The following is a 21,705-nucleotide window of genomic DNA, read 5'->3' on the forward strand; positions in this document are numbered from 1 at the left end:
CGGCATTGGCCCGGCGGCGCGGAGCGCTTCGCGTTATTGCTTTACGTCAGGGTGCTCGTTGGCAGTAGACTGGTGCCGTCGACCGGCCCCCACCGGCGGCGACCCTAAGGAAAAATCGGTAGCCAACAAACAGGTGAGAATAATGGCGGATACAGCGCGTTTTGAACAGGCCCGCGAGGACGTTCAGACCCTCAACAAGAAACCCGGCAACGATGACCTTCTGTTCCTGTACGCCCACTACAAGCAGGGCAGCCAGGGCGACGTCAGCGGCAAACGTCCGGGCATGCTGGACATGGTCGGGCGCGCCAAGTACGACGCCTGGGCCAGGCTCAAGGGCATGAGCGCCGACGATGCCATGCAAAAGTACATCGACAAGGTCGAAGCCCTGCTCAAGACCCACAAGTAGGCGTGGGCCGGGCGCCCCGACGGCGGGGCGCGCCGCTTATTCCGAATACTGCCGGTATTGTTCTTCCAGCAATTCCTGCTGGCGCTGAAGTTCGAACTGCTGGGCGCGGGCGCGCTCCGCGTAGTTCTGGTAGGCCGGCAGTGCCACGGCGAGCAGCAGCCCCACCCAGGCCACCACCAGCACCAGCAAGGTAACCGCTCCCACCACCAGGCCCGCGCCATTGGCGACCGGGCGCGGTCCGAATCGGTTTTCTGACGTGTTGCCCGGTACGAACAGCAGGACGACGGTGAGCACCAGGTTCACCAGGGGCACCAGCGCCAGCAGAATCCACCAGCCCGAGAAGCCCAGATCGTTGAGCCGGCGCTTGCCGAATATCAGGCCCGACACCGCGCACAGCACGGTCACCAGCAGCATCAGGGGCATCAGCACCATGCTGGCCGCCGATTCCGCCATGAACCCGGACACCAGCACGGAAGCGACGGTCAGCACGGCATACAGGGCCGCCACCACCGCACCGCCGTAGACGAAATAGCGCAACCGTCCAAGACGGCCCTCGATAGCGAAAAAACGAGGCACGTAGGTAACGTCCGCCGGCGTGCCCGCCACGCCTTCCGGTGGTGTATAGGGCTGGTTCATCGTGGTTCCCCCGATTCATGAGTGCGTTTCAAGCAAAGCGGGCATCATAGCCGGTCGCCGTCGCGCCAGCCATGAAGGGGTTGGCGTCGTTTACAGATAACGGCCGGCGGAGCCGATCACCACCACGATCAGGCCCAGCAGCAGGTTGAGCCCCACCAACTGGCGAATTTGTCCCACCCGGCGTGCGCCTTCGGCGGTGTCGCTGGCCGCCACCGCCTGCTTCAGGCGCCGGAACGGCGCGAAGTATACATGGGCGAAGATCAGCATCATCACGATGCCCAGCCCGAGCATGGCGTGGATATGCCAGCCGACTTTGGCCATGCCGCCGTAGACGCCGAAAATCATGCCGAAGCCGGTGGCCAGCAACAGCGCCACCGCCGCCCACACCCAGACGAAGAACCGGCCCAGGGTTTCCGCCCACAGGCGGGGTCGCCAGGCGGGGTCGATCACCGCGCCCACCGCCGGGCGCATCGCCATGTAAGCGTAGAACATACCGCCTACCCAGATCACGGCGGCGAGCAGGTGAAGGGCGAGGGGAAGGGCCATGGCCATGGTGGTCTCCGGGGTTGGTAATCAGGGCCGGCCAGTCTATAAAAAAAAGCCTTGGAAGTATCTCCCCAAGGGGGGCGGAGCTTGCTACCTTTGGCGCCCGTTGCCATCGCAACGGATCGTGCCCATTTACGGGCCGGGTCAGCGCGCACAAGAGGAAAAACGCTCCCATGACCATCGAGGCCATTCGCGTCGAGGATTATTACGAACCGGCGGTGTTCCGCCGCATCAAGGACCTGGCGGACACCCAGGAAACGCCCTTCGTGGTGATCGACACCGAGACGGTCGGCCGCCATTACGACCAGCTCATCGAGCAGTTTCCGTTTGCCCGCGTCCACTACGCGGTGAAGGCCAACCCGGCCCCGGAGCTGATCACCCTGCTGCGCGACCGGGGCGCCAACTTCGACATCGCCTCCATCCATGAGCTGGATAAGGTGATGGGCCTGGGCGTGGCGGCGGAGCGCTGCATCTTCGGCAACACCATCAAGAAGGCCCGGGATATTCGCGCCTTCCACGAAAAGGGCGTACGCATGTTCGCCACCGACTCGGAGGCGGATCTGCGCAACATCGCCAAGGCGGCGCCGGGTTCACGGGTGTATGTGCGCATCCTTACCGAGGGCACGCACACCGCCGACTGGCCGTTGTCGCGCAAGTTCGGCTGTCAGACCGACATGGCTCTGGATCTCATGATCCTGGCCCGGGATCTGGGCCTGGAACCCTACGGGGTGTCCTTCCATGTGGGATCGCAGCAACGGGATATCGGCGCCTGGGATGCCGCCATCGGCAAGGTCAAGATCATGTTCGAGCGGCTCCGCGAGGAAGTCGGCATCGAGCTCAGGATGATCAACCTGGGCGGCGGCTTCCCCGCCAACTACATCGCCAAGACCAACGATCTGGAAACCTACGCCTCGGAAATCATCCGTTTCCTCAAGGAGGATTTCGGCGAGGACCTGCCGGAGATCATCCTGGAGCCGGGCCGTTCGCTGATCGCCAACGCCGGGGTGCTGGTCAGTGAGGTGGTGCTCATTTCCCGTAAATCCCGTACCGCCCTGCAGCGCTGGGTATTCACCGACGTGGGCAAGTTCTCTGGCCTGATCGAGACCCTGGACGAAGCCATCAAATACCCGATCCATACAGAGAAGAAAGGGGAAATGGAAGAGGTGGTGATCGCCGGCCCCACCTGCGACAGCGCCGATATCATGTACGAGAACTACAAGTATGGCCTGCCGCTGAATCTGGCCATCGGTGACCGGTTGTACTGGTTCTCCACGGGCGCCTACACGACCAGCTACAGCGCCGTGGAATTCAACGGTTTCCCACCGCTGAAAAGCTACTTCGTGTAGGTGTCGCTCACGCTGCCTTGACCGTATTCTGAGACATTCTTCCCTAAAGCGCTTTACGCGCGGCAAGAAAAAGCGGCAAGCTTTAGCCCCTTTTTCATGGTTGTGCATATGGGGAGAGGCATGCTGAAGCAGGCCCGAAGATGGTTTGAGGACCGAAAACTGGCGCGGTTGCCGGTGGATCGGGACCAATGGGAGGAGGCGGTGGCCCGCTGGCCGGTGGCCGCCCGCTATGAAGGCGCGCAGCGCGATCGGTTGTTCGAGATGACGCTGCGCTTTCTGGTCCGCAAGGAACTGGCCAGCGGTGGCGGGTTCGAGCTGGACGACGGTATGCGCCTGCTGATCGCCACCATGGCGGTGGTGCCGGTGCTGGAGCTGGGCCTGGACTGGTACGACGGCTGGTACACGGTGATCGTCTACGAGGACACCTTCGTGACCCCGGAAGGGGAAATGGACCAGTACGGCGTGGTCCACGAAGAAGGCCGGGTGCTGGCCGGCGAGGCCTGGCTGCAAGGGCCGGTGATTCTATCCTGGGGCGACATCCGTCGCGCCAGTGCCGAGGACGGCTACAACGTGGTCATCCACGAGCTTTCCCACAAGCTGGACATGCTGGCCGAGGGTGCCAATGGCGCGCCGCCGTTGCATCCAGGCATGGACGGCGAGCATTGGCATGAGGTATTCAGCCATGCCTGGCAGGCGTTGCAAAGCGCCGAGAAGGGCGGTCACCCGTTTCTCGACCCCTATGCCCTGGAGGACCCGGCGGAGTTTTTCGCCGTCGCCTCCGAGAGCTTTTTCGAGGCGCCGGCCTACCTGCGCCGGGTGCTGCCGGACGTCTACGAGCAACTGGCGCTGTTTTATCGTCAGCGCCCGGGCGGGGATCGTTAGCGCGGGTCCAGGAATCGTTCCAGGCGTCGTCGCAGGGCCGCGTTCTCCCGACGCAGGCGCCGGTTTTCCTCGCTCAGTTCCAACGCCAGGGCGACACCGCTCCAGTCCATGGCCAGATCCCGGTGCAGCCGCGCCGCCCGGGTCACCAGCACGGTGACGGTTTCGTCGAACAGCCAGTGAGGGTCGTGGCTGTCCGGCTCGATGATGCCCAGTTCGACGATCTCGGTGACCGTGGCCACCGGCAGGGCCACGCGTCGGGACAGTTCGGTGAGGGTCAGTCGGCTCATGCTCGTTTCTCCCAGTCCGCGCGTGGATCGAAGCCCGCCCGGTCAGCCAGTTGCCGCCAGAGTGCGAGGCTTTCTTCGTCCTGGTGCTCGGGCAGCACCACCTTGAGCACCGCGTACAGGTCACCGGTATGGCGCTGGCCGACGAGGCCCTTGCCCTTGATGCGCAGGCGGCGACCATTCTGGCTGTTGGCCGGCACCGTCAGGCTGATGCGTCCGCTCAGGGTGGGCACCGATACCTTGGCGCCGAGCACCGCCTCCCAGGGCGCCACCGGCACCGTCACGAGCAGGTCGTGGCCGTCCACGTCGAACAAAGGGTGGGGCACCAGCCGCACGCGCAGATAGAGGTCGCCGGCGGGGCCGCCGTCCAGGCCCGGGGCACCCTGACCCTTGAGCCGGATGCGTTCGTTGTCGCCGGTACCGGCGGGCACGGTCACGTTCAGAGTGCGATCACCGACCCGGATTTGCTTGCGAGTATCCGCCACGGTGTCTTCCAGAAACAGGGGCAGCTCCACCTCCAGATCCCGCCCGGCACGGGGCCCGCCGCGCTGGCTGAAACCGCCGCCACCACCGAAAATCGATTGGAAAAAGTCCGAGAACGCGCCGGCGTCATCGAAATGCGCCTCGCCGCCACCCTGGCGGAAACCCTGCCAGCCGTCGGGGCCGGCCTGGCCGCCGCCGCTTTGCCGATAGCGCCGCAACTGGTCGTATTCGGCGCGTTTTTCCGGGTCCTTGAGCACGTGATAGGCCTCCGACACCGCCTTGAATTTGCTCTCGGCGTCGTCGTCACTGCTCACGTCCGGGTGGTATTTGCGCGCCAACTTCCGGTACGCGCCCTTGATGGCCTTGTCGTCGGCATCCGGTTTGATGCCGAGAATGTCGTAGTAGTCCTTGAACTCCATAATCGCCGCGAACTCCTTGGGAGTCTTCGTTCTGAATGTCCTTTTTATGGCGTCACGGCGGGCTTTTACAAGCCTTTACCAGCGCCCCGGACCGCTTTTCCCATGCCAATGCTATTTTAGTTCCAGTCAGTGTTTTTTGACGAAAATCAGCAAGTTGAGCCAGCGAGCTGGACCAGGGAAAAGGAGAGCGGCTTGAAGATTCTCGACACCACCCTGTTTTACACCCAGGCAAGCGGGGGTGTGCGTACCTACGTGGACGCCAAACGACAGGCATTATTGCGACGCGGCGGCATGGGCCACAAGGTGGTGATGCCCGGCGCCGGGGTGCGTTTCGACGAGGACTTCATCGAGCTGCCGGCCATGCCGTTGCCACTGGCGCCCGGTTACCGGTTCCCTCTGCGGCTGGGGTTGTGGGCCAGCGTCATGGCGGGGCTGCAGCCGGACCTGATCGAGGCCGGTGATCCCTATACGCCGGCCTGGGCCGCTCAACGCGCCGCGCGCCTGCTGGACGTCCCGGCGGTCGGTTTTTATCACTCGGATCTCATGTCGCTGGTGCATCACCGGGTCGGCGCCTGGCTCGACTCGGGTAGCCGTTCCTACATTCGCCGTCTGTACCGGGGGTTCGATCTGGTGCTCAGCCCCAGCCATTTGATGGCCCGGCGCCTTGAACAGTGTGGGGTGGAGGACGTCCAGGTGCAGCCGCTGGGCGTTGATCTGGAGGCCTTCCGGCCCGACCGCGCCAAGCCGGACGCCCGGCGCCGGCTTGGCATCGACGACGATCGTCCATTGCTGGTGTTCGCCGGTCGTGGCACCCAGGAAAAGAACATCCCGGTGCTGCTGGAGGCGATGCGTCACCTGCCGGAGTATCACTTGCTGTTGATCGGTACCGGGCTGCAGCCGGACGCGCCCTCCAATGTGTCGGTGATCCATGAATTCTGTCCGGCTCCGGAAGTGGCCGGTTGGATGGCGGCGGCGGACGCGCTGGTGCACGCCGGTGACCAGGAGACCTTTGGCCTGGTGGCCCTGGAAGGCATGGCCTGCGGCTTGCCGGTGGTGTGCGCCGACGCCGGCGCGCTGCCGGAGGTGGTGCCGGAACAATGCGGTCGACGCGCCGCCCCTAACGACGGTGGTGCCTTCGCCGAGGCGATCCGCGACCTGTTCGAGAACGACGATCCGGCGGCTCTGGGTCAGGCGGCACGGGCCCATGTGGAAGGCCGGCACAGCTGGAACGTGGTGGTCGACAATCTGCTCGCCCACTACCGGCGCGTGCTGGGTGAACACGAGCAACCGTCGATGGTGCCGAGCCATGAATCCCATTCCTGATCTCGGCCCCGCTTTCTTTCTGTCGCTGCATGATGTGGCGCCGCACAGCTGGCCGCTGTACCGGGCCTTCCTGGCCGAGTTGGAGCGGTCGGAGGAGGGCGGTCGGCTGGCGTGCACCTTGCTGGCGGTACCGGATTTTCACCACCGGGACACGGCCGAGCGCCATCCCGGCTTTTGCCAGGACCTCCGTGAGCGCCAGCGGGCCGGCGATGAGCTGGTGCTGCATGGTTTCTACCACGAGGACGATGGGCCGCCGCCGCGCGGGCCCGGCGCGCTGCTGCGGCGCCGGGTGCTGACCCACGAAGGCGAATTCTCGGCGCTCAGCGGCGGCGAGGCGGCGCGTCGTATCCGCGACGGGTTGTCCTTGTTCTACGGCCAGGGCTGGCGCACGGACGGCTTCGTACCGCCCGGCTGGGTCACCAATGAAGCCAGCCGCCGGGCGATCCGCGAGGCGGGTTTCGCCTACCGCACCGACGCCAGCGCTCTTTACCGCCTGCCCGACGAGCGCCGGTTGCCACTGCCCACGCTGGTGATGTCATCCCGCTCCGCCTGGCGGCGGCGCCTGTTCGTGGCGCTTAACCGGCTACGACTGTGGCGCTACCGGCATGCCCCGGTGATCCGCCTGGCGTTGCATCCCGTGGACCTGCGCCACGAAGAAAGCCGCCGGTTCTGGCTCGATACCGTGCGCCTGCTGCGACGGCAACGTCGTTGCGTCACCAAACGTCGCTGGCTGCTGGAACAGGCCGGGGCGGCGCGATGAGACGTCACTGGCGGTGGCTGCTGCTGGCGGCCCTGGTAGTGGGCGCCACGGTGCCGCTGGTAATGGGCGGCCCGGCGGCGTTCCATGAGCTGGTACGGCTGCCCCCGTCCTGGCTGCTGGGCATGCTGGCGCTGATTGGCCTGTGTTGGAACCTGAACGCCTGGCGCCTGCGGCTGATGCTTAATGGCCGGGCACCGGGTATGGGCCACGGGTCGGCCCTGGCCACGGTGGTGGTCACTGAATTCAGCCTGAACGCCACTCCCGGCGGTAGCGGTGCTCCTTTTACCCTGGCGGCGCTGTTGTCACGGTATGGCGTGGCCCCGGCCCGGGCCACCGCGGTGCTGGCCGTGGACCAGCTCACCGACATGCTGGTGTTCGCGACCCTGTTGCCCACCGTGGCGCTGTATGGTTTGGCCCGTTATCTGGACTGGGGCGGCTGGTGGCAACTGGCGGTGCCGTTGGGACTGCTGGTGGGGGGCCTGGCGTTGGTGACGTTGCTGGCCCGGCATCAGCGTCGCGTGTTGATCGCGTCCGGGGACCTGCTGGCCTGGTTGGGCCTGCGCCGACGGCGTCGGTATCGCATGGCGCGGGCGGTGTTGCGCTTTCGCCGGGGGCTGGAGGAGACCCTGGCGGTGCCGCGCCGTCGGTTGCTGCTGATGTTCGCGCTGTGTCTGCTGCACTGGTTGCTGCGCTACTCGGTGATTTACCTGGCGGTGCTGGCCCTGGGCGAGCACCTGGACTGGACCTACGGGTTCTTCGTGCAGATGGTGGCCATGGGCGCCGGCCATCTGACCCTGCTGCCCGGTGGCGCCGGCGGCGCCGAGGTGGCCGGCGCGGCGCTGCTCAATCCCTGGCTGGGCACGGTGACCGCCGCCACGGTGATCGTGATCTGGCGCTTCGTGACCTTCTACTGGTATCTGATCGCCGGCGGTCTGGTGATGCTGTTCCTGGGCTTCAAGGAAGCCCGCCCGCTGATGAACGGCGGATAAAAAAATCCCCGGCCGGGGCCGGGGAGATAGACACGCTTCAAGGTGCGTCGAGCGTTAAATCAGAAACCAAAGGCCAGAATCAGCTGGGTGTAGAGGTTGCCGTCGTCGTTGCCAAGCTGGGTGCCACCTTCGGCGGCGGAGGCGTCCGGCTGGTACAGCCCGACCAGCGGGATGATCGCCAGGTTCGGCGTTACGCCCCATTCCACGAACAGATCGAACTCGCGGGCATCCAGGTTGCCGCCGGCGCCCTTGTCCAGGGTGGTGAAGTCATAGGCCAGCAGGCCCACCGCCAGGTTTTCCCGGGGCGCGGCGTGCACGGCCACGTTGTGGACCTTGGCGTTGGTATTGAACGGCCCCGCGTAGTTGGCCGCCACCTCGCCCTGGAACCAGGTGCCGAGGGTGCGCCCGTTGCCGTAGAACATCGGGTCGAAACCCTCGGAGAAGCGGCTGTAGCGGTAGTTCACGCTGGGCTGCCAGGGCGCGTCGGCGAACGTCCAGCCGGCTTCCACGTACCAGGCGTCTTCATCGCCCTGGTCCTGGTCCTGCCAGGCGTATTCTCCGGACAGGAACAGGTTTTCGACGCCGGCGCTGCCCTGGTAGCGCAGGCTCCAGGTTTCCATGCCGTCGCGTTGCGGGTACAGGAAGGCCAGGTCTTCTTCCACATCGTCCACCTTGATGTAGCTGAGGCCCACGGTGCCGTTCTCGCCGACGTGCTCCAGGTTGCCCACCTTCATGGACGCTTCCACCTGGGCCGGGTTGTCCGACTCGATCCACATGGCGTCGCCGCGCCAGCCGCTGTCGCCGCCCAGGCTGAGCACGGCGGTCTTGTCGAAGGCCTGGCGGGCGGCCAGGTAGTAGGCGCCACCCCGGTCGAGCAGGCCGCCGGCGATGCCCTCACCGAAGTTGAGCGCGTCACCGGCGATCAGGAAGCCATCGCCCAGTGTGATGGCCTGGCGCCCGGCGGAAAGGGCCACGCCGTCTTCTCCCAGTGCCGGGAACAGATCCCCGGAGCGCCAGCCCAGATAGGCGTCTTCCACGTCGGTTTCCCGCTCATCGCCGTTGCTGAAACCGGCGGCGTCGCCGTCGCCCCAGGTGCCGCCACTGAGGGCGTTGAGGGCACCGAACAGGCGGCCGGCGCCCAATTCCTGTTCCAGGGCGAAGCCGTATTTGAGGTAGCCTTCCTGCCAGCTGGAGGAGCCTTCGCTCTTGCTGCCGGCGGTGGCGTAGTTTTCCTCGCTGTGGAAGGCGCCGGCCACGCCTTCCACGGTGAGATCCAGTTGCGTGGTGTCGTTGGCCACCAGCTCCAGGGCCTGGGCCTGGACCCCCAGGGCGGTCAGTGAACAGGCAAGCAGGGCCCGTTTCACGGCTTTCGGATAAGCAGTGATCATGGTTGAGTCTCCATTCGGGTGAAGCCCGCGCCGGCGGCGCGGGCCGCGGGATCAGCTCATTGGCTGTCTCCGTTGTCGTTGTTGTCGAGCAGGTCCTCGTGGGGCATGCCGTCGTGGATGGCGATGCCCTGGTCGTGCATGCGCCGGATCAAGTGGGCGCGGGTGTCCGGCAGATTGTTCAACCGGGTGGCGCGAATGCGTGTTACCTCGGCGGCGGTGTAGGGCGCCGCGTCCTCCGGCGTGCTGGTGCCGGCCATGCCGTCGCGGTCAAGAATCCAGTTGAGCAACTCGGCGAGTTGATCGTCGCCGAGCGCGGACTGGGAGACGCCGGGTACCCGTACCAGGAACTCGCGGCCACCTTCCACGCGCAGGAAGTTGCCGACGAATCCGGTCATGCGGGGTACATCATTGCGCGGTGCCCCCTGGCCTTCGGACAGGTGACAGCCGGCGCATTGCAACTGGTAGTTCACGGCTGGTCCGTAGCCGGCCCGGGACAGAGGAATCTGCGGCACCTCGTTGCCCGGCGCTGGCGTCTGCGACGGGTCCGGCATGGCCCGGGCGTGGGCGCCCGGGCCGGTGACGGTGGCCGCCAGCAGAACAGTAAGCAGCAGGCCGTGTCGCATACGCCTCAACCGGCCTTGGCCACGCCGCGGATCACCGCCACGGTGCAGTTATAGACGTTGGCGTCGGCGCCCAGGCACCAGTTGATGTCGTTGTTGTTGAACGGCCGGTACATCGGCTCCTCGCTGTCGTTACGGGTGCAGGCGCACTGGGCGCAGCTGTGCTTACCGCAGCAGTCGTTGTAGGAAATGATGTAGTCGATGCCGTCCGCCGGGTTGCGGCAGGTGCCCACCCAGGTCACTTCCGAGCCCTGGGTGCCCGGCGGGCAGCTGTTCACGGTGCCGCCGCAGCAACTGCACAGGAAGCCGTCGATGGAGCAATAGCGCCAGTAATCGCAGCTGGTGGGGTCACCGGGGTCGCCGGCCTGGGGCGATTCCGCCGCCAGGGCCTTGGCGGTGCGGTCCACCGGCAGCAGGACCGGCATGGCGGCGCCGGCCACCAGGAAGGAGCCGAGCCGGCCCAGGAAACGGCGCCGCGAGGTGGTGCTGGCCACATGGCGGGTGGAACGCTCGAAGAAACGGTCGAGGAATTTCATGGTTCAGGCGCTCCCTTTTTCGGTGGGCAGGTTGTCACCGGGATGGTGGATGTGAGGCGCCTGGCCACGCAGGTAGTCCTGCAGGGTGGCGGCGCCCAGCAGTTCGGTCTCGAACAGGCTGTCCAGGTGCTCGCGGGAGTTCACCAGCCCCTTGGCCTTGAGGGTGCCCTCGGCGTCGATCAGCACCGCGTAGGGCAGCTTGCCGATCTGGTAGGTCATGCCCACTTCCGGGTCCACCACGTAGCGGGAGCGGTCGAGCTTGAACTCGGCGATGATCTTTTCCTGCTCGGCCATGTCGCCGTCGCTGACGTAGACCACCTCCAGGTCGTCCCGGGAGCGGTCGATGGCGCGCACCGCCGGCAGCAGGGATTTACAGATCGGGCAGGTGGGGGACAGGAAGAACAGCATCTGTGCCCGCTCGCCGGGGTAGCCCACGTTCACCGGGCGTCCCAGGCGGTCCTCGGCGGTCAGTTTCGGCGCCGGCTGATTCACCGCCACCCCCTTGTCCACCATCAGGGCGCCGGCCGGCGCGATGCGCCCGTGCAGCACGCCGATCTGGCGGATCAGACCGACCACCACCAGGGCCATGGCCACCAACAGGCACCAGAGAAGTACATTGGAAACAATCAAGGCTTGCATGGATGTCACCTTAGTTCTGTTTGTTCATCGTCCGGACAGACCGAGCAGACGGGGCTGGTTGGCCAGCCACACCTCGATCGCCGCGTACAGCAAAACGGTTACCGCCGTGGCGGCCAGCACCACGAAGCCGTCGAACACACCCAGCGCGCGGGGCGCGGCGGGGGCGGCGGCGAGCAGTGCCAGCCCGGCCAGCAGCAGGTTGCGCGAGAGCAGCCGGGGGTGCAGCGGCTGCGGCGCGCCGGGGCCGGCGCAGCCGCAATCCAGGTCGTGGCGGCCGCGCGCCAGGTTGACGCCGATGGCGGCGGCGTACAGCCCCACCAGGGCGAGCGCCGCCAGGGCCGCCGCGCCACGCGTGGCCGGCCACAGCAACGCCAGCGCCAGGGCACCTTCCAGCAGCGGCAGGGCGCGCGCCGCCGGCCCGTGCAGGGCCTCCGGGAGCAGCCGGTAGTCGGCCACCTGGCGGCGGAACCAGGCCGGCGCGCGTACCTTGTGGCTGGCGGCGCTGGCCAGGATCACCGCCAGGGAGACGGCACCGGTGGCGGTGAGAATGGGATCCACGGTCATGGGCCCTCCTGGTTAATGGTTGATGACCAGGGTCGGGGTCTTGCTGACGCCGTCCATGGTGTCCACGTACTCGCCCTTGGTGAGGTCGAAGATGTCCAGACCGCCCTCGATGTTGGTGCCCAGCAGCAGGGGCTTGTCATCGGAGGTGGCGTTCAGGCTCCACACCAGGCTGGGTGTTTCCATGGTGTCCACCTTCTTGCCGGTCTTGAGATCGTAGACCCAGATGGTCTGGCTCGGATCTTCCCATTTGTGCGGTGCGTGCTCCGGGTGCATCAGCACGTAGAGCCGGTTCAGCGCCGGGGCCACCGCCATCAGTTGCCAGCCGCCCGGGGCCCAGCCTTCCTTGCGTTCCTGCTTGGTGGTCAGCCACCAGTCACGCAGCACCTTGGGTTTCTTGCCGGACAGATCGACGCCGCGTACATGACCTTCGGTGGTGACGAAATAGTAGGTGTCGCCGTTGCCCACCGCCCGTTCGATCAGCTTCTCTTCATCCGGGTTGAAGAAGCGGGTGGCGGTGCGGTTCACCTCCTGGCCATCGTCGTCCAGGGTGATGACCTGAAGCTTGCCATCGCCGCACAGGGAGGCGAAGCGGCGCTCGCCGGCCGGGTAGTTGAGGATGCAGCCAGGGATCGCCAGTTCGTTGACTACTTCCTGCTTCTCGGTGTCCACCACGGTGATCGAGGTGGAGGGCGTGAAATTGTAGATGTACACGAAACGGTCATCGGCACTGGTGCTCAGGCCGTAGCGCTCGGTGAGGATGGAGGCGCGTTTGCTGGGGATTTTCACTTCCCAGCGCGGCGACAGGGAGGAGGTGTCCCAGGCGGTGATCACGTCGGTGCGCTTGCCGCGCACATAGCGCTCGAAGAAGATGTCCGCGGTGTACACGGTTTTCTGGTCGTGGGACAACACCGCCGGTGCCGCGCCGCCGGTGCTGAGCATGCCCAGTACCTTGCGCTGGTCCGGATCGACCACCACCACCCGGGTGGCGACCATGTTGTTGAACTCGAAATCAACGATGTAGCTGCGGTGCGGGTCCGGCGGGAACGGCAGGGTGGTGTTCTGCCCCAGCTTCTCCACCGGCAGTTGCGCCTGGGCTCCGGCGGCGGCCACGCAGGCCGCGGCCAGCAACAGGCCCTTGCACAGGGGTCGTAGTAGTCGCATAGCTGCTCCGGTTGTAGGTGTGGTTATTCATCGAGTGTGTGCCAGCGCCGGCCCGCGCGCATGCTATTGCGTGCCAGAGACTTGTTAATTTTTGCCAATCCGGCACCCCGGAGGGCGTATCAATGGAGACAAAAGTGCCATCGGCACGTCTCCATTGGTTACACTAGTGGGCGCGCGCCGTCGCGTCCGCTGCAAGGAGAAAACCACTCAATGTCCCGCGAAGACCGGAATCCGGACGCCTCTCATCCGGCTACGGAGCTGGATCTGACCCGCTTTTTGCCGTACCGGCTCAACAATCTGGGCGGGCGGATCAGCCAGGCCCTGGCGGTGATCTACCGCGAGCGGTTCGGTATTTCCATCCCGGAATGGCGCATTCTGGTGTGGCTTAATGAGCGACCGGTGCTTACCGCCAAGCAGTTGACCGGGTTGACGCAGATGGACAAGGTGCGGGTGTCCCGTTCGGTGCGCGCCCTGGAGAGTCGGGATCTGATTCAGCGCCGCCCGTCCACGGAGGATCAGCGTCAGCAGCTGTTACGGCTCACTGATCCGGCCCGGGAACTGCTCGCGGAACTGATACCGGCCACCCGCCGTTGGGAGGCGGAGTTGGCGGCGACTCTGTCGGAGGGTGAGCACGAAGCGTTGCTGGCGGCGCTGAACAAGCTCGAGGAACGTCTCGAGCACCTGGTGGCGACGGAGAGCGACAACAGCTAGGGCGCCGGTCGCCATTGCATCGCCGGTCGCGCCCGGCGGGCCTTGGCCAGCGCCCCCGGGCCGCCTTCGGAGAACGTCAGTTCGGCCATGAAATAGAACGATTCGCCGAACGGGATGCGATCAAGAGCGAAGCCCACATTGGGAGTCTGGCCGGGAAAACGCTCCGGTTTGTCTTCCAGCTCCGGATCATCCTGGTAAAGAAAGCGCGCTCCGGTGCCGAAGCCGGAGGCGAAATTCAGCCGCGCCAGCATGGCGAAGCCGTTACCGGTGTCGAACCACAGCCAGTTGCGGGCCGGCACCGGGCTATCCACCATGGCCCGCTCATCGGCGTCCAGCCGGCCATCCACCCGCGCCTCCCGGTCTCCGGTCCAACTGGTACGCAGCCGCGCGCCGTTCAGATCGTGGCCGTCCACGGTGACCCGGGCGCCGGGTTCGCGCAGCACGGCGGCGGCGAAACCGGGCAACCGGAAGCGGGCGTGCACCGCCACCGCCTGGTCCTGGATCACCAGGAAATTGTGTACCTTGAGCACCGGCAGGCCGGCCACCCGTACCCGGGTGCGGGCGTACACCAGGGTCGCCAGGGGGCCGTCGATCACCTGGCGGATCTCCGGGTCCAGATTTTCGTTGGTGAGGGTAAGCCGGGCACCGGCGCTGAACACTCCGGCGCTCAGGCGCAGTTTAAGACTGTCCAGCAGATTGCGGCGCCGGCCTTCGGCGTCGGTGTAGCCGTCATGGAAAAAGTCCCCCCAGAGGAACAGGTTGTCGTCGCGCAAGCGCAGCTCGAAGTCGTCGGTGCGTAGACGCAGCGGGTCCCGGCGCAACCGGGCCGGCGCCGGGTGGGGGGAGGGTGGCCGGGCCAGCAGGTAGAGGGTTCGGGTGTCGTCGCCGGCATCGATGATCAGAGTGCCGAGAAGTCCCGGCGGGTCGGTGGAGGGTGCCCCGTCGGTGTCCTCCGGCACCTTCACCAGCAGACGGTCGGCGGTGGCGATGCGCGTCACCGGCAGGTCGCGTTCGCTGTCCGGGTCCTGCTCGAAGTAGGGAGCCTGGCCGTTGCTCCAGGCCAGCCATTGGTGGGGTACGCTCTGGAAGGCGCCGTCGCGGTAAACGGCCACGTCCACCGCCGCCCGTTCCTGGCCGGCCAAGCCCTCCAGTCCGCCGCCTTCCAGCGCCACCACCCGGGCGGTGCCGGCGGCCGGTACCAGCAGCAGCGCCAGCGCGGCGGCGATCAGATTCCGGGAACGTACGCGAGTTAGCATGGGCCTCCTTGCCTGACTCGACGGATTGATTCATCACTGATCAGGCTCGGCGTGAGGCGCCGGGAAGTCGAGGCCGCCCGGCCCGGTTGGGCGGGCGTTCGGGTCATGGGGTGGTAATCGCGGCTAAAGCCGCTCCTACGGCGAAAAATATCCCTATAGGAGCGGCTGTAGCCGCGATCGAGCTCAACGTCAGTCCGCCAGTTCCGGGCGGTCGGCGAAGTGTTGCAGGGCATCCGGGTTGGCCAGGGCGTTGCGGTTACGCACCTCCCGGCCGTGCACCACGTCGCGCACCGCCAGCTCGACGATCTTGCCGCTCACCGTGCGCGGAATCTCCGGCACGGTGAGAATCACCGCCGGCACATGGCGGGGGCTGGCGCCGGCGCGGATGGTGGTCCGGATTTTCTTTTGCAGCTCGTCGCTGAGCTCGACACCCTCGGCGGGCACCACGAACAGCACCACCCGCACGTCGCCCTGGAACTGCTGGCCGATGACGATGGCTTCACGAATTTCTTCCAGGGTTTCCACCTGACGGTAGATTTCGGCGGTGCCGATGCGCACGCCGCCGGGGTTGAGCACGGCGTCGGAGCGACCATGGATGATCAGTCCGTCGTGGCCTTCGTGGGCGACGATCTCGGCGTAGTCACCATGGGCCCAGATGTTCTCGAAGGTGTCGAAGTAAGCATCGTGGAAACGCTGCTCATCCGGGTCGTTCCAGAACGCCACCGGGCAGGCGGGGAAGGGCGCCCGGCATACCAGCTCGCCTTTTTCGCCGACCACCGCTTCGCCGTCGTCGTTGAACACCGCCACGTCCAGCCCAAGGCCCAGGCATTGCAGCTCGCCCCGGTAGACCGGCACCACCGGGTTGCCCAGGGCGAAGCAGGACAGGATGTCGGTGCCGCCGGAGATGGAGCTTACCAGCAGGTCCGGTTTGACCTGCTCATAGAGGAAGTCGTAGCTCTCGTGGAGCAGCGGCGAGCCGGTGGACATCAGGGTTCGCAGGGTGGACAGATCGTGGCTCTCCCGGGGCACGATGCCGGCTTTTTCCACCGCTTGCACGAACTTGGCGCTGGTGCCGAAGTGGGTGATCTTCTCGGCGTCGATCAGATCGAACAGGCGGGCGGCGTCCGGGTAGGCCGGGTTGCCGTCGTAGAGCACCAGGGTGGCGCCGGTCTGCAAACCGCTCACCAGCCAGTTCCACATCATCCAGCCGCAGGTGGTGAAGTAGAACAGCACGTCGTCGGCGCCCAGGTCGCCGTGCAGGCGGTGCTCCTTGGCGTGCTGGATCAGGGCGCCGCCGGTGCCGTGCACGATGCACTTAGGGGCGCCGGTGGTGCCGGAGGAATAGAGAATGTAGAGCGGGTGGTTGAACGGCAGCTCGGCGAACGGCGGCGGCGCTTCGGCGGCGGCCAGCCAGTCGCTCCAGTTGAGCGCCTTGTGCACCCGGCTGGTGTGGCCCCGGCCGGGAATCGCCACCAACAGCTCCGGTTGCAGCTTGTCGTGCAGGTCCTGGATGCGCTGATCCAGTTCGATCCATTTCCCGTTGTACTGATAACCGTCGCAGGCGAACAGCACCTTGGGTTCGATCTGGCCGAAGCGGTCGATCACGCCTTGCACGCCGAAGTCCGGCGAACAGGACGACCAGATCGCACCGATCCAGGCGCAGCCCAGGGCGGCGATCACGGTTTCGATGCGGTTCGGCATGAAGCCCGCCACCCGGTCGCCGGGTTGTACGCCGGCGGCACTCAGTTGCGCGGCCACCTGACCGGCGGCCACACGCAGGTCGTTGTAGCTGATTTCGTCGCGGTGTCCGGACTCATCCACGCTGATCAGCGCGGGGTGGGTGTCGTGGCGCGCCAGCAGATTCTCCGCCATGTTCAGACGGGCGTCCGGGAACCAGCGGTTGTGACGGAATACGGGACTGGGTTCCAGGACCCGTTCGCCCTTGTGCCCTTGCAGCGCGCAGAAATCCCAGACCAGGTTCCAGAACGCCTCGGGCTCGCGCACCGACCATTGATGCAGGGCGCGGTAATCGTCCAGGGCTTGTCCGGTGAGGGCTTCCGCCTGTTTACGGAACGCGGTGAGCTGGCTGTGTTCCAGCCGCCGCGCGTCGGGCTGCCAAAGCGGGGATGGGGCTGTTGTCATTCTTCCTCCGTTTCAAAGTCCACCAACAAGGTGCCTTCAGAAACGCTGTCTCCGGCTTGCACGAGGAAGGCCCGCACGGTGCCTGGGGCACTGGCGCGCAGGGTATGTTCCATTTTCATGGCTTCCAGTGTAATCACGGCATCGCCGGCGGCCACGGGCGTATCCGGCGCCGCATGGCAGGCCACGATGGTGCCGCTCATGGGCGCGCGGAAATCGTCCGCGCCGCCGGCGTGCTCGCTCTCCCGAGCCGGATGCGTTTCGATGCGATAGTCCTGTCCGTGGACGAACAACGTCAGGCGCCGGCCATCAAAAAAGAGGGCCTGGCCGGAAAGCCTGTCTTCACCCCAGTCCAGTTCGAACAGGTCGCCGTGCCGGCGCAGCCGGTAGGGCGCGCGCCGATCCGCGACGGTCGCCTGTTCATTATCGAGGACCACGGTGAAGTCGTGTTCGTCCACGCGCAGCGGCACTAGGGTACGCCGGCGGCCAAGCGGACGCCAGGCGGGCAGCCCGGACCAGGGGTCACCGCCGGCTTGGCCCTGGCCGGCGACCAGCGTGGCGGCGGCCACCGCCAGGGGCTCCGGCGCTTGCCCGGCGGGTTCCAGCAGGTAGGGGCGGTGCTCCAGCAGGCGGGTGTCCAACTCGCCGGCGGCGAACGCCTCGTCCAGCAGCACCCGACGCAGGAAGGCGGTGTTGTGATGCACCCCGGTGAGCGCCAGCTGGTCCAGGGCCCGGGCCAGACGCCGGCGGGCCTGGTCCCGGTCGTCACCGTGGGCGATCAGCTTGGCGATCATGGGATCGTAATAATCGGAAACAATATCCCCTTGCTCCACGCCGGCGTCGACGCGCACGCCGTCCGGCCAGCGCAGTTGGTCGATGCGCCCGGAGGAGGGCAGGAACTGTTGGTAGGGGTTCTCCGCGTACAGGCGCACCTCCATGGCGGCGCCGTTCAGACACAGGTCCTGCTGGGCCTTGGGCAGCGGCCGGCCCTCTGCCACCGCCAGCTGCCAGGCCACCAGGTCCTCGCCGGTGACCAGCTCGGTGACCGGGTGCTCCACCTGCAGGCGGGTGTTCATCTCCATGAAGAAGAATTCGCCTTCGGGGGAAAACAGGAACTCCACGGTGCCGGCGCCCTGGTAATCGATGGCGCGAGCGGCGCGTACCGCCGCCTGGCCCAGCTCCTGGCGCTGTTGTTCGCTGAGCCCCGGCGCCGGCGCTTCCTCGATCACCTTCTGGTGGCGCCGTTGCACCGAGCAGTCACGCTCGAACAGATGCACGGCGTTACCGTGTTCGTCGGCGAACACCTGCACCTCCACGTGGCGGGCGGTGGGCAGGTAGCGCTCCAGCAGCACGCGGTCGTCGTCGAAGGCATTGCGGGCCTCGCGGCGGGCGGCGGCCAGGGCTTCCTCGAACTCCTCGGCACGCTGCACCGCGCGCATGCCCTTGCCGCCGCCCCCGGCCACCGCCTTGATCAGCAGCGGGAAGCCGACCCGGTCGGCCTCGCGGAGCAGGGTGGCGTCGTCGGCGCCTTCCCGGTCGAAGCCGGGCAGCACCGGCACGCCGTGCTCCGCCATGCGCTGGCGGGCGGCGGCCTTGTCGCCCATCAGGCGGATCGAAGCCGGGGCCGGGCCGACGAAAATCAGCCCGGCCTCGGCGCAGGCTTCGGCGAAGGCGGCGTTCTCCGACAGAAAGCCGTAACCGGGGTGAATGGCGTCGGCGCCACTGTCCCGGGCGGCGGCCAGCACCGCTTCGATGTTCAGGTAGCTGTCGCGGGCACTGGCCGGGCCCAGATGCATGGCGCGGTCCGCCTCGCGGACATGGGGCGCGTCGGCGTCGATGTCGGAATACACCGCCACCGTGGTGAGCCCGAGCTCACGGCCGGTGCGGATGATGCGCCGGGCTATTTCGCCCCGGTTGGCGATCAGAAGGGTGTCGATGCGGGCCATTGTTGTTCCTTTCTGTGTGGGCGGCTATTCGTCGATCCAGTTCGGGGCGCGTTTTTCCAGGAAGGCGCTCAGGCCCTCCTGACCTTCGGCCCCGGTGCGCAGCTCGGCGATCAGGTCGGCGGTGTAGTCCACCACGGCCGGGTCCACGGCGCTGCCGTCGGCACGGTGCACCAGTTCCCGGGCGCGTTGCTGGGCGCCAGGCGCGCCGTTCAGCAGGGCGGCGATCAGCCGTTCCACGGTGGTGTCGAGATCCACCGCCGGCACCACTTCATGGACCAGCCCCAATTGCCCGGCGCGGGGGGCGTCGATCACCTCGGCGGTCATGAAATAGCGGCGCGCCTGCCGTGGCCCCATGGCGCGCACCACGTAAGGGGCGATGACGGCCGGCAGAATGCCGAGCTTCACCTCACTGAGGCAGAAGCGGGCGTCGTCGGCGGCCACCGCGATGTCGGCGGCGCAGATCAGCCCCAGGGCGCCGCCGAAGGCGGCCCCCTGGACCCGGGCGATGACCGGCTTGGCGGCGCCGTCGATGGCGCTCATCAGTGCCGCCAGCCGGCGTGCGTCGGCGCGGTTCTGGTCCGCGTCCAACTCGCCCATGGCGCGCATCCAGTTGAGGTCGGCGCCGGCGGAAAAGTGCTTGCCGGCGGCGTCCAGCAGGATCACCCGGGTGCTTTCCTCGTCGCCGGCCCGCTGGAACGCTTCGATCAGCGCTTCGATGATGGCGTCGTCAAAAGCATTACGTTTGTCCGGCCGGTTGAGGGTGATGTGCGTAACCAGGCCCGTATTGGTGCTTGTTATGCTCATGGGTTGCTCCTGTTGTTGGTCGCTGGAGGTCAGACGCCGGACGCCGGACGCCGGACGCTGGACGCCGGACGCTGGACGCTTAACCCTGGGCGTCCAGGTGTGACGTGTTTCCTGACGGGTTGTTCTGAACTGGCAGGGAACACGTCATCCTTTCAAGGCTCGGTTTAAGCGTCTGGCGTCTGGCGTCTGGCGTTACTCACATCCGGAAAATGCCGTAGCGGGTTTCGCCGATGGGGGCGTTAAGGCTGGCGGAGATCGCCAGGCCAAGCACGTCGCGGGTGTCCGCCGGGTCGATAACGCCGTCGTCCCACAGCCGCGCGCTGGCGTACCACGGTTGCGCCATGGTTTCGTATTGCTCGGTCATGTCCGCCTGGAAACGGCGCGCCTCGTCCTCGTCCCAGTGCTCGCCTTTCTTCTTCAGGGCGGCGGCCTTCACCTGGGTGAGCACGCTGGCGGCCTGCTCGCCGCCCATCACCGAGATGCGCGCGTTGGGCCACATGAACAGGAAGCGCGGGTCGTAGGCGCGACCGCACATGCCGTAGTTGCCGGCGCCGAAGCTGCCGCCCGTGATCACCGTGAATTTAGGCACGGCGGCGCAGGCCACCGCGTTGACCAGTTTGGCGCCGTGCTTGGCGATGCCCTCGGCCTCGTACTTCTTGCCCACCATGAAGCCGGTGATGTTCTGCAGGAACAGCAGCGGAATGCCGCGCTGGTTGCACAGCTCCACGAAGTGAGCGCCCTTGAGGGACGATTCGGAATAGAGCACGCCGTCGTTGGCCAGAATGCCCACCGGGAAACCGTGGATGCGGGCGAAGCCGGTGACCAGCGTGGTGCCGTAGTTGGCCTTGAACTCGTCCAGGTCGGAGTCGTCGACGATGCGCGCGATCAGCTCCCGGGCCGGCATCGGCGAACGGGTGGTGGGCGGAATCAGGCCGTACAGCTCGTCGGCGTCGTAGGCCGGCGGTCGGGCCGGGCGCACGTCGAGCAGCTCCGGCTTGCGTCGGTTGAGCCGGTCGATGCAGCGGCGCGCCAGGTCCAGGGCGTGGGGCTCGTCGTCGGCCAGGTGGTCGGCCACGCCGGACTGTTCCCCATGCAGCGCGGCGCCACCCAGTTCCTCGGCGGTGACCTCCTCGCCGGTGGCCGCCTTGACCAGCGGCGGGCCGGCCAGGAACACGGTGGAATGCTCGCGCACCATGATCACCTCATCGGCCATGGCCGGTACGTAGGCGCCGCCGGCGGTGCAGGAGCCGAGCACCACGCTGATCTGGGGAATCCCCCGGGCGGACAGGTTGGCCATATTGAAGAAGATGCGACCGAAGTGTTCCCGGTCCGGGAATACCTCATCCTGGCGGGGCAGGTTGGCGCCGCCGGAATCCACCAGGTAGATACAGGGCAGATTGTTTTCCGCGGCCACCGCCTGGCAGCGCAGGTGTTTCTTTACCGTGAGCGGATAGTAGCTGCCGCCTTTCACGGTGGGGTCGTTGGCGACGATCATGCATTCCACGCCGGCCACCCGGCCGATGCCGCCCACGCAGCCGGCGGCGGGCACGTCCTCGCCGGGGTAGACGCCGTCGGCGGCCAGCGCCGACAGCTCCAGGAACGGCGAGCCCGGGTCCAGCAGGTGCTGGATACGCTCGCGGACCGGCAGCTTGCCCCGTTCGCGCAGGCGCCGTTCGGCGGCTTCGCCACCGCCGGCGGCGACCCGGTCCAGTTTTTCCCGGAGTTGCTCGCGCAGGGCCAGGTTATGGTCCCGGTACTCGGCGTATTCCGGGGTGCTTTTGTTGAGTTGGCTGATGATTTTTGGCATGGCTACGCCTCGCTTACACGCTTCACGCTGGCACGCACCTCGCTACGGGCGGCGTGCCAG

General features: G+C 66.6%; 22 protein-coding genes. 7 read left to right on the forward strand and 15 right to left on the reverse strand.

The genetic code is table 11. The features are described from left to right. Positions 1–142: 142 nt before the first annotated feature. Positions 143–406 (forward strand): acyl-CoA-binding protein, encoded by a 264-nt coding sequence (locus ACLD02_RS09930; protein ID WP_203101288.1) that lies wholly within the window; start codon positions 143–145, stop codon positions 404–406. Between the two features lie 36 nt (positions 407–442). Here the strand turns inward: ACLD02_RS09930 and ACLD02_RS09935 are convergent, their stop codons facing one another. Both ACLD02_RS09935 and ACLD02_RS09940 read right to left on the reverse strand, forming a co-directional pair. After that, positions 443–1,042, reverse strand: a complete 600-nt coding sequence (locus tag ACLD02_RS09935; protein WP_410298595.1) for a DUF805 domain-containing protein — start codon at positions 1,040–1,042, stop codon at positions 443–445. A gap of 90 nt (positions 1,043–1,132) precedes the next feature. Then, positions 1,133–1,594, reverse strand: coding sequence for a CopD family protein (locus ACLD02_RS09940; RefSeq protein WP_238400826.1), 462 nt, complete (start codon positions 1,592–1,594; stop codon positions 1,133–1,135). Positions 1,595–1,761: 167 nt separating this feature from the next. Here ACLD02_RS09940 and ACLD02_RS09945 point away from each other — a divergent pair, with 167 nt between their 5' ends. After that, the gene (locus ACLD02_RS09945; RefSeq protein ID WP_203101292.1) at positions 1,762–2,934 is read left to right on the forward strand and encodes a type III PLP-dependent enzyme; all 1,173 of its coding nucleotides are present in this window, start codon (positions 1,762–1,764) and stop codon (positions 2,932–2,934) included. A 120-nt stretch (positions 2,935–3,054) separates the two neighbouring features. Further along, positions 3,055–3,816, forward strand: a complete 762-nt coding sequence (locus tag ACLD02_RS09950) for a zinc-dependent peptidase (RefSeq protein ID WP_203101293.1) — start codon at positions 3,055–3,057, stop codon at positions 3,814–3,816. Here the strand turns inward: ACLD02_RS09950 and ACLD02_RS09955 are convergent. Continuing rightward, the gene (locus tag ACLD02_RS09955; RefSeq protein ID WP_203101294.1) at positions 3,813–4,103 is read right to left on the reverse strand and encodes a chaperone modulator CbpM; all 291 of its coding nucleotides are present in this window, start codon (positions 4,101–4,103) and stop codon (positions 3,813–3,815) included. The genes ACLD02_RS09950 and ACLD02_RS09955 overlap by 4 nt on opposite strands. Then, entirely contained in the window at positions 4,100–5,002 is a 903-nt protein-coding gene (locus tag ACLD02_RS09960) for a DnaJ C-terminal domain-containing protein (protein WP_203101296.1), read from the reverse strand. The genes ACLD02_RS09955 and ACLD02_RS09960 overlap by 4 nt, the downstream gene beginning before the upstream one ends. 192 nt (positions 5,003–5,194) lie before the next feature. On the opposite strand from ACLD02_RS09960, the gene ACLD02_RS09965 reads away from it, so the two are divergent. The 3 genes from ACLD02_RS09965 to ACLD02_RS09975 are packed head-to-tail and all read left to right on the forward strand — an operon-like array spanning position 5,195 to position 8,074. Next, positions 5,195–6,325: a glycosyltransferase family 4 protein gene (locus ACLD02_RS09965; RefSeq protein ID WP_203101297.1), complete on the forward strand. Its 1,131-nt coding sequence runs from the start codon at positions 5,195–5,197 to the stop codon at positions 6,323–6,325. Further along, positions 6,309–7,085 carry a DUF2334 domain-containing protein gene (locus ACLD02_RS09970; RefSeq protein WP_203101298.1) on the forward strand — a complete coding sequence of 259 codons (777 nt, stop codon included), beginning with the start codon at positions 6,309–6,311 and terminating at the stop codon, positions 7,083–7,085. The genes ACLD02_RS09965 and ACLD02_RS09970 overlap by 17 nt, the downstream gene beginning before the upstream one ends. Next, complete coding sequence (locus ACLD02_RS09975) at positions 7,082–8,074, forward strand: YbhN family protein (protein ID WP_203101299.1); 993 nt, start codon at positions 7,082–7,084, stop codon at positions 8,072–8,074. Before ACLD02_RS09970 ends, ACLD02_RS09975 begins: the two co-directional genes overlap by 4 nt. Before the next feature lie 59 nt (positions 8,075–8,133). Here ACLD02_RS09975 and ACLD02_RS09980 read toward each other — a convergent pair whose 3' ends face one another. From ACLD02_RS09980 to ACLD02_RS10005, 6 genes are read right to left on the reverse strand one after another with little or no spacing between them, the layout of a single operon-like run. After that, complete coding sequence (locus ACLD02_RS09980) at positions 8,134–9,462, reverse strand: hypothetical protein (protein WP_203101300.1); 1,329 nt, start codon at positions 9,460–9,462, stop codon at positions 8,134–8,136. Positions 9,463–9,518: 56 nt separating this feature from the next. Further along, positions 9,519–10,085: a cytochrome C gene (locus tag ACLD02_RS09985; RefSeq protein WP_203101301.1), complete on the reverse strand. Its 567-nt coding sequence runs from the start codon at positions 10,083–10,085 to the stop codon at positions 9,519–9,521. 5 nt (positions 10,086–10,090) lie between these two features. Continuing rightward, positions 10,091–10,618, reverse strand: coding sequence for a methylamine dehydrogenase light chain (locus ACLD02_RS09990; RefSeq protein ID WP_203101303.1), 528 nt, complete (start codon positions 10,616–10,618; stop codon positions 10,091–10,093). A 3-nt stretch (positions 10,619–10,621) separates the two neighbouring features. Then, complete coding sequence (mauD, locus tag ACLD02_RS09995; protein ID WP_410298596.1) at positions 10,622–11,257, reverse strand: methylamine dehydrogenase accessory protein MauD; 636 nt, start codon at positions 11,255–11,257, stop codon at positions 10,622–10,624. Positions 11,258–11,281: 24 nt separating this feature from the next. Further along, positions 11,282–11,821, reverse strand: a complete 540-nt coding sequence (locus ACLD02_RS10000) for a MauE/DoxX family redox-associated membrane protein (RefSeq protein WP_203101307.1) — start codon at positions 11,819–11,821, stop codon at positions 11,282–11,284. A gap of 12 nt (positions 11,822–11,833) precedes the next feature. After that, positions 11,834–12,982, reverse strand: coding sequence for an amine dehydrogenase large subunit (locus ACLD02_RS10005; protein ID WP_203101309.1), 1,149 nt, complete (start codon positions 12,980–12,982; stop codon positions 11,834–11,836). 210 nt (positions 12,983–13,192) lie between these two features. On the opposite strand from ACLD02_RS10005, the gene ACLD02_RS10010 reads away from it, so the two are divergent. Then, entirely contained in the window at positions 13,193–13,693 is a 501-nt protein-coding gene (locus ACLD02_RS10010) for a MarR family winged helix-turn-helix transcriptional regulator (protein ID WP_203101311.1), read from the forward strand. Here ACLD02_RS10010 and ACLD02_RS10015 read toward each other — a convergent pair. From ACLD02_RS10015 to ACLD02_RS10035, 5 genes are all read right to left on the reverse strand, one after another. Further along, positions 13,690–14,949 carry a hypothetical protein gene (locus ACLD02_RS10015; protein WP_410298597.1) on the reverse strand — a complete coding sequence of 420 codons (1,260 nt, stop codon included), beginning with the start codon at positions 14,947–14,949 and terminating at the stop codon, positions 13,690–13,692. The two genes, ACLD02_RS10010 and ACLD02_RS10015, sit on opposite strands and share 4 nt — an antisense overlap. A gap of 189 nt (positions 14,950–15,138) precedes the next feature. Then, complete coding sequence (locus ACLD02_RS10020; protein WP_410298598.1) at positions 15,139–17,091, reverse strand: acetoacetate--CoA ligase; 1,953 nt, start codon at positions 17,089–17,091, stop codon at positions 15,139–15,141. Continuing rightward, complete coding sequence (locus tag ACLD02_RS10025) at positions 17,088–19,034, reverse strand: acetyl/propionyl/methylcrotonyl-CoA carboxylase subunit alpha (RefSeq protein ID WP_410298599.1); 1,947 nt, start codon at positions 19,032–19,034, stop codon at positions 17,088–17,090. The genes ACLD02_RS10020 and ACLD02_RS10025 overlap by 4 nt, the downstream gene beginning before the upstream one ends. Before the next feature lie 24 nt (positions 19,035–19,058). Beyond that, complete coding sequence (locus ACLD02_RS10030; protein ID WP_410298600.1) at positions 19,059–19,838, reverse strand: enoyl-CoA hydratase-related protein; 780 nt, start codon at positions 19,836–19,838, stop codon at positions 19,059–19,061. Between the two features lie 196 nt (positions 19,839–20,034). Then, a complete protein-coding gene (locus tag ACLD02_RS10035; RefSeq protein WP_410298601.1) occupies positions 20,035–21,645 on the reverse strand; it encodes a carboxyl transferase domain-containing protein in 1,611 nt (536 codons plus the stop codon). Positions 21,646–21,705 lie beyond the last annotated feature (60 nt).

This window comes from Alloalcanivorax sp. C16-2, from assembly GCF_046507615.1.
GTDB lineage: Bacteria > Pseudomonadota > Gammaproteobacteria > Pseudomonadales > Alcanivoracaceae > Alloalcanivorax > Alloalcanivorax marinus_A.

What these genes read in the sequence shown, in the direction of transcription:
- ACLD02_RS09930 (WP_203101288.1), top strand. Translation starts at nt 143, where the DNA reads ATGGCGGATACAGCGCGTTTTGAACAGGCCCGCGAGGACGTTCAGACC.
- ACLD02_RS09935 (WP_410298595.1), bottom strand. Translation starts at nt 1,042, where the DNA reads ATGAACCAGCCCTATACACCACCGGAAGGCGTGGCGGGCACGCCGGCG.
- ACLD02_RS09940 (WP_238400826.1), bottom strand. Translation starts at nt 1,594, where the DNA reads ATGGCCATGGCCCTTCCCCTCGCCCTTCACCTGCTCGCCGCCGTGATC.
- ACLD02_RS09945 (WP_203101292.1), top strand. Translation starts at nt 1,762, where the DNA reads ATGACCATCGAGGCCATTCGCGTCGAGGATTATTACGAACCGGCGGTG.
- ACLD02_RS09950 (WP_203101293.1), top strand. Translation starts at nt 3,055, where the DNA reads ATGCTGAAGCAGGCCCGAAGATGGTTTGAGGACCGAAAACTGGCGCGG.
- ACLD02_RS09955 (WP_203101294.1), bottom strand. Translation starts at nt 4,103, where the DNA reads ATGAGCCGACTGACCCTCACCGAACTGTCCCGACGCGTGGCCCTGCCG.
- ACLD02_RS09960 (WP_203101296.1), bottom strand. Translation starts at nt 5,002, where the DNA reads ATGGAGTTCAAGGACTACTACGACATTCTCGGCATCAAACCGGATGCC.
- ACLD02_RS09970 (WP_203101298.1), top strand. Translation starts at nt 6,309, where the DNA reads ATGAATCCCATTCCTGATCTCGGCCCCGCTTTCTTTCTGTCGCTGCAT.
- ACLD02_RS09975 (WP_203101299.1), top strand. Translation starts at nt 7,082, where the DNA reads ATGAGACGTCACTGGCGGTGGCTGCTGCTGGCGGCCCTGGTAGTGGGC.
- ACLD02_RS09980 (WP_203101300.1), bottom strand. Translation starts at nt 9,462, where the DNA reads ATGATCACTGCTTATCCGAAAGCCGTGAAACGGGCCCTGCTTGCCTGT.
- ACLD02_RS09985 (WP_203101301.1), bottom strand. Translation starts at nt 10,085, where the DNA reads ATGCGACACGGCCTGCTGCTTACTGTTCTGCTGGCGGCCACCGTCACC.
- ACLD02_RS09990 (WP_203101303.1), bottom strand. Translation starts at nt 10,618, where the DNA reads ATGAAATTCCTCGACCGTTTCTTCGAGCGTTCCACCCGCCATGTGGCC.
- mauD (WP_410298596.1), bottom strand. Translation starts at nt 11,257, where the DNA reads ATGCAAGCCTTGATTGTTTCCAATGTACTTCTCTGGTGCCTGTTGGTG.
- ACLD02_RS10000 (WP_203101307.1), bottom strand. Translation starts at nt 11,821, where the DNA reads ATGACCGTGGATCCCATTCTCACCGCCACCGGTGCCGTCTCCCTGGCG.
- ACLD02_RS10005 (WP_203101309.1), bottom strand. Translation starts at nt 12,982, where the DNA reads ATGCGACTACTACGACCCCTGTGCAAGGGCCTGTTGCTGGCCGCGGCC.
- ACLD02_RS10010 (WP_203101311.1), top strand. Translation starts at nt 13,193, where the DNA reads ATGTCCCGCGAAGACCGGAATCCGGACGCCTCTCATCCGGCTACGGAG.
- ACLD02_RS10015 (WP_410298597.1), bottom strand. Translation starts at nt 14,949, where the DNA reads ATGCTAACTCGCGTACGTTCCCGGAATCTGATCGCCGCCGCGCTGGCG.
- ACLD02_RS10020 (WP_410298598.1), bottom strand. Translation starts at nt 17,091, where the DNA reads ATGACAACAGCCCCATCCCCGCTTTGGCAGCCCGACGCGCGGCGGCTG.
- ACLD02_RS10025 (WP_410298599.1), bottom strand. Translation starts at nt 19,034, where the DNA reads ATGGCCCGCATCGACACCCTTCTGATCGCCAACCGGGGCGAAATAGCC.
- ACLD02_RS10030 (WP_410298600.1), bottom strand. Translation starts at nt 19,838, where the DNA reads ATGAGCATAACAAGCACCAATACGGGCCTGGTTACGCACATCACCCTC.
- ACLD02_RS10035 (WP_410298601.1), bottom strand. Translation starts at nt 21,645, where the DNA reads ATGCCAAAAATCATCAGCCAACTCAACAAAAGCACCCCGGAATACGCC.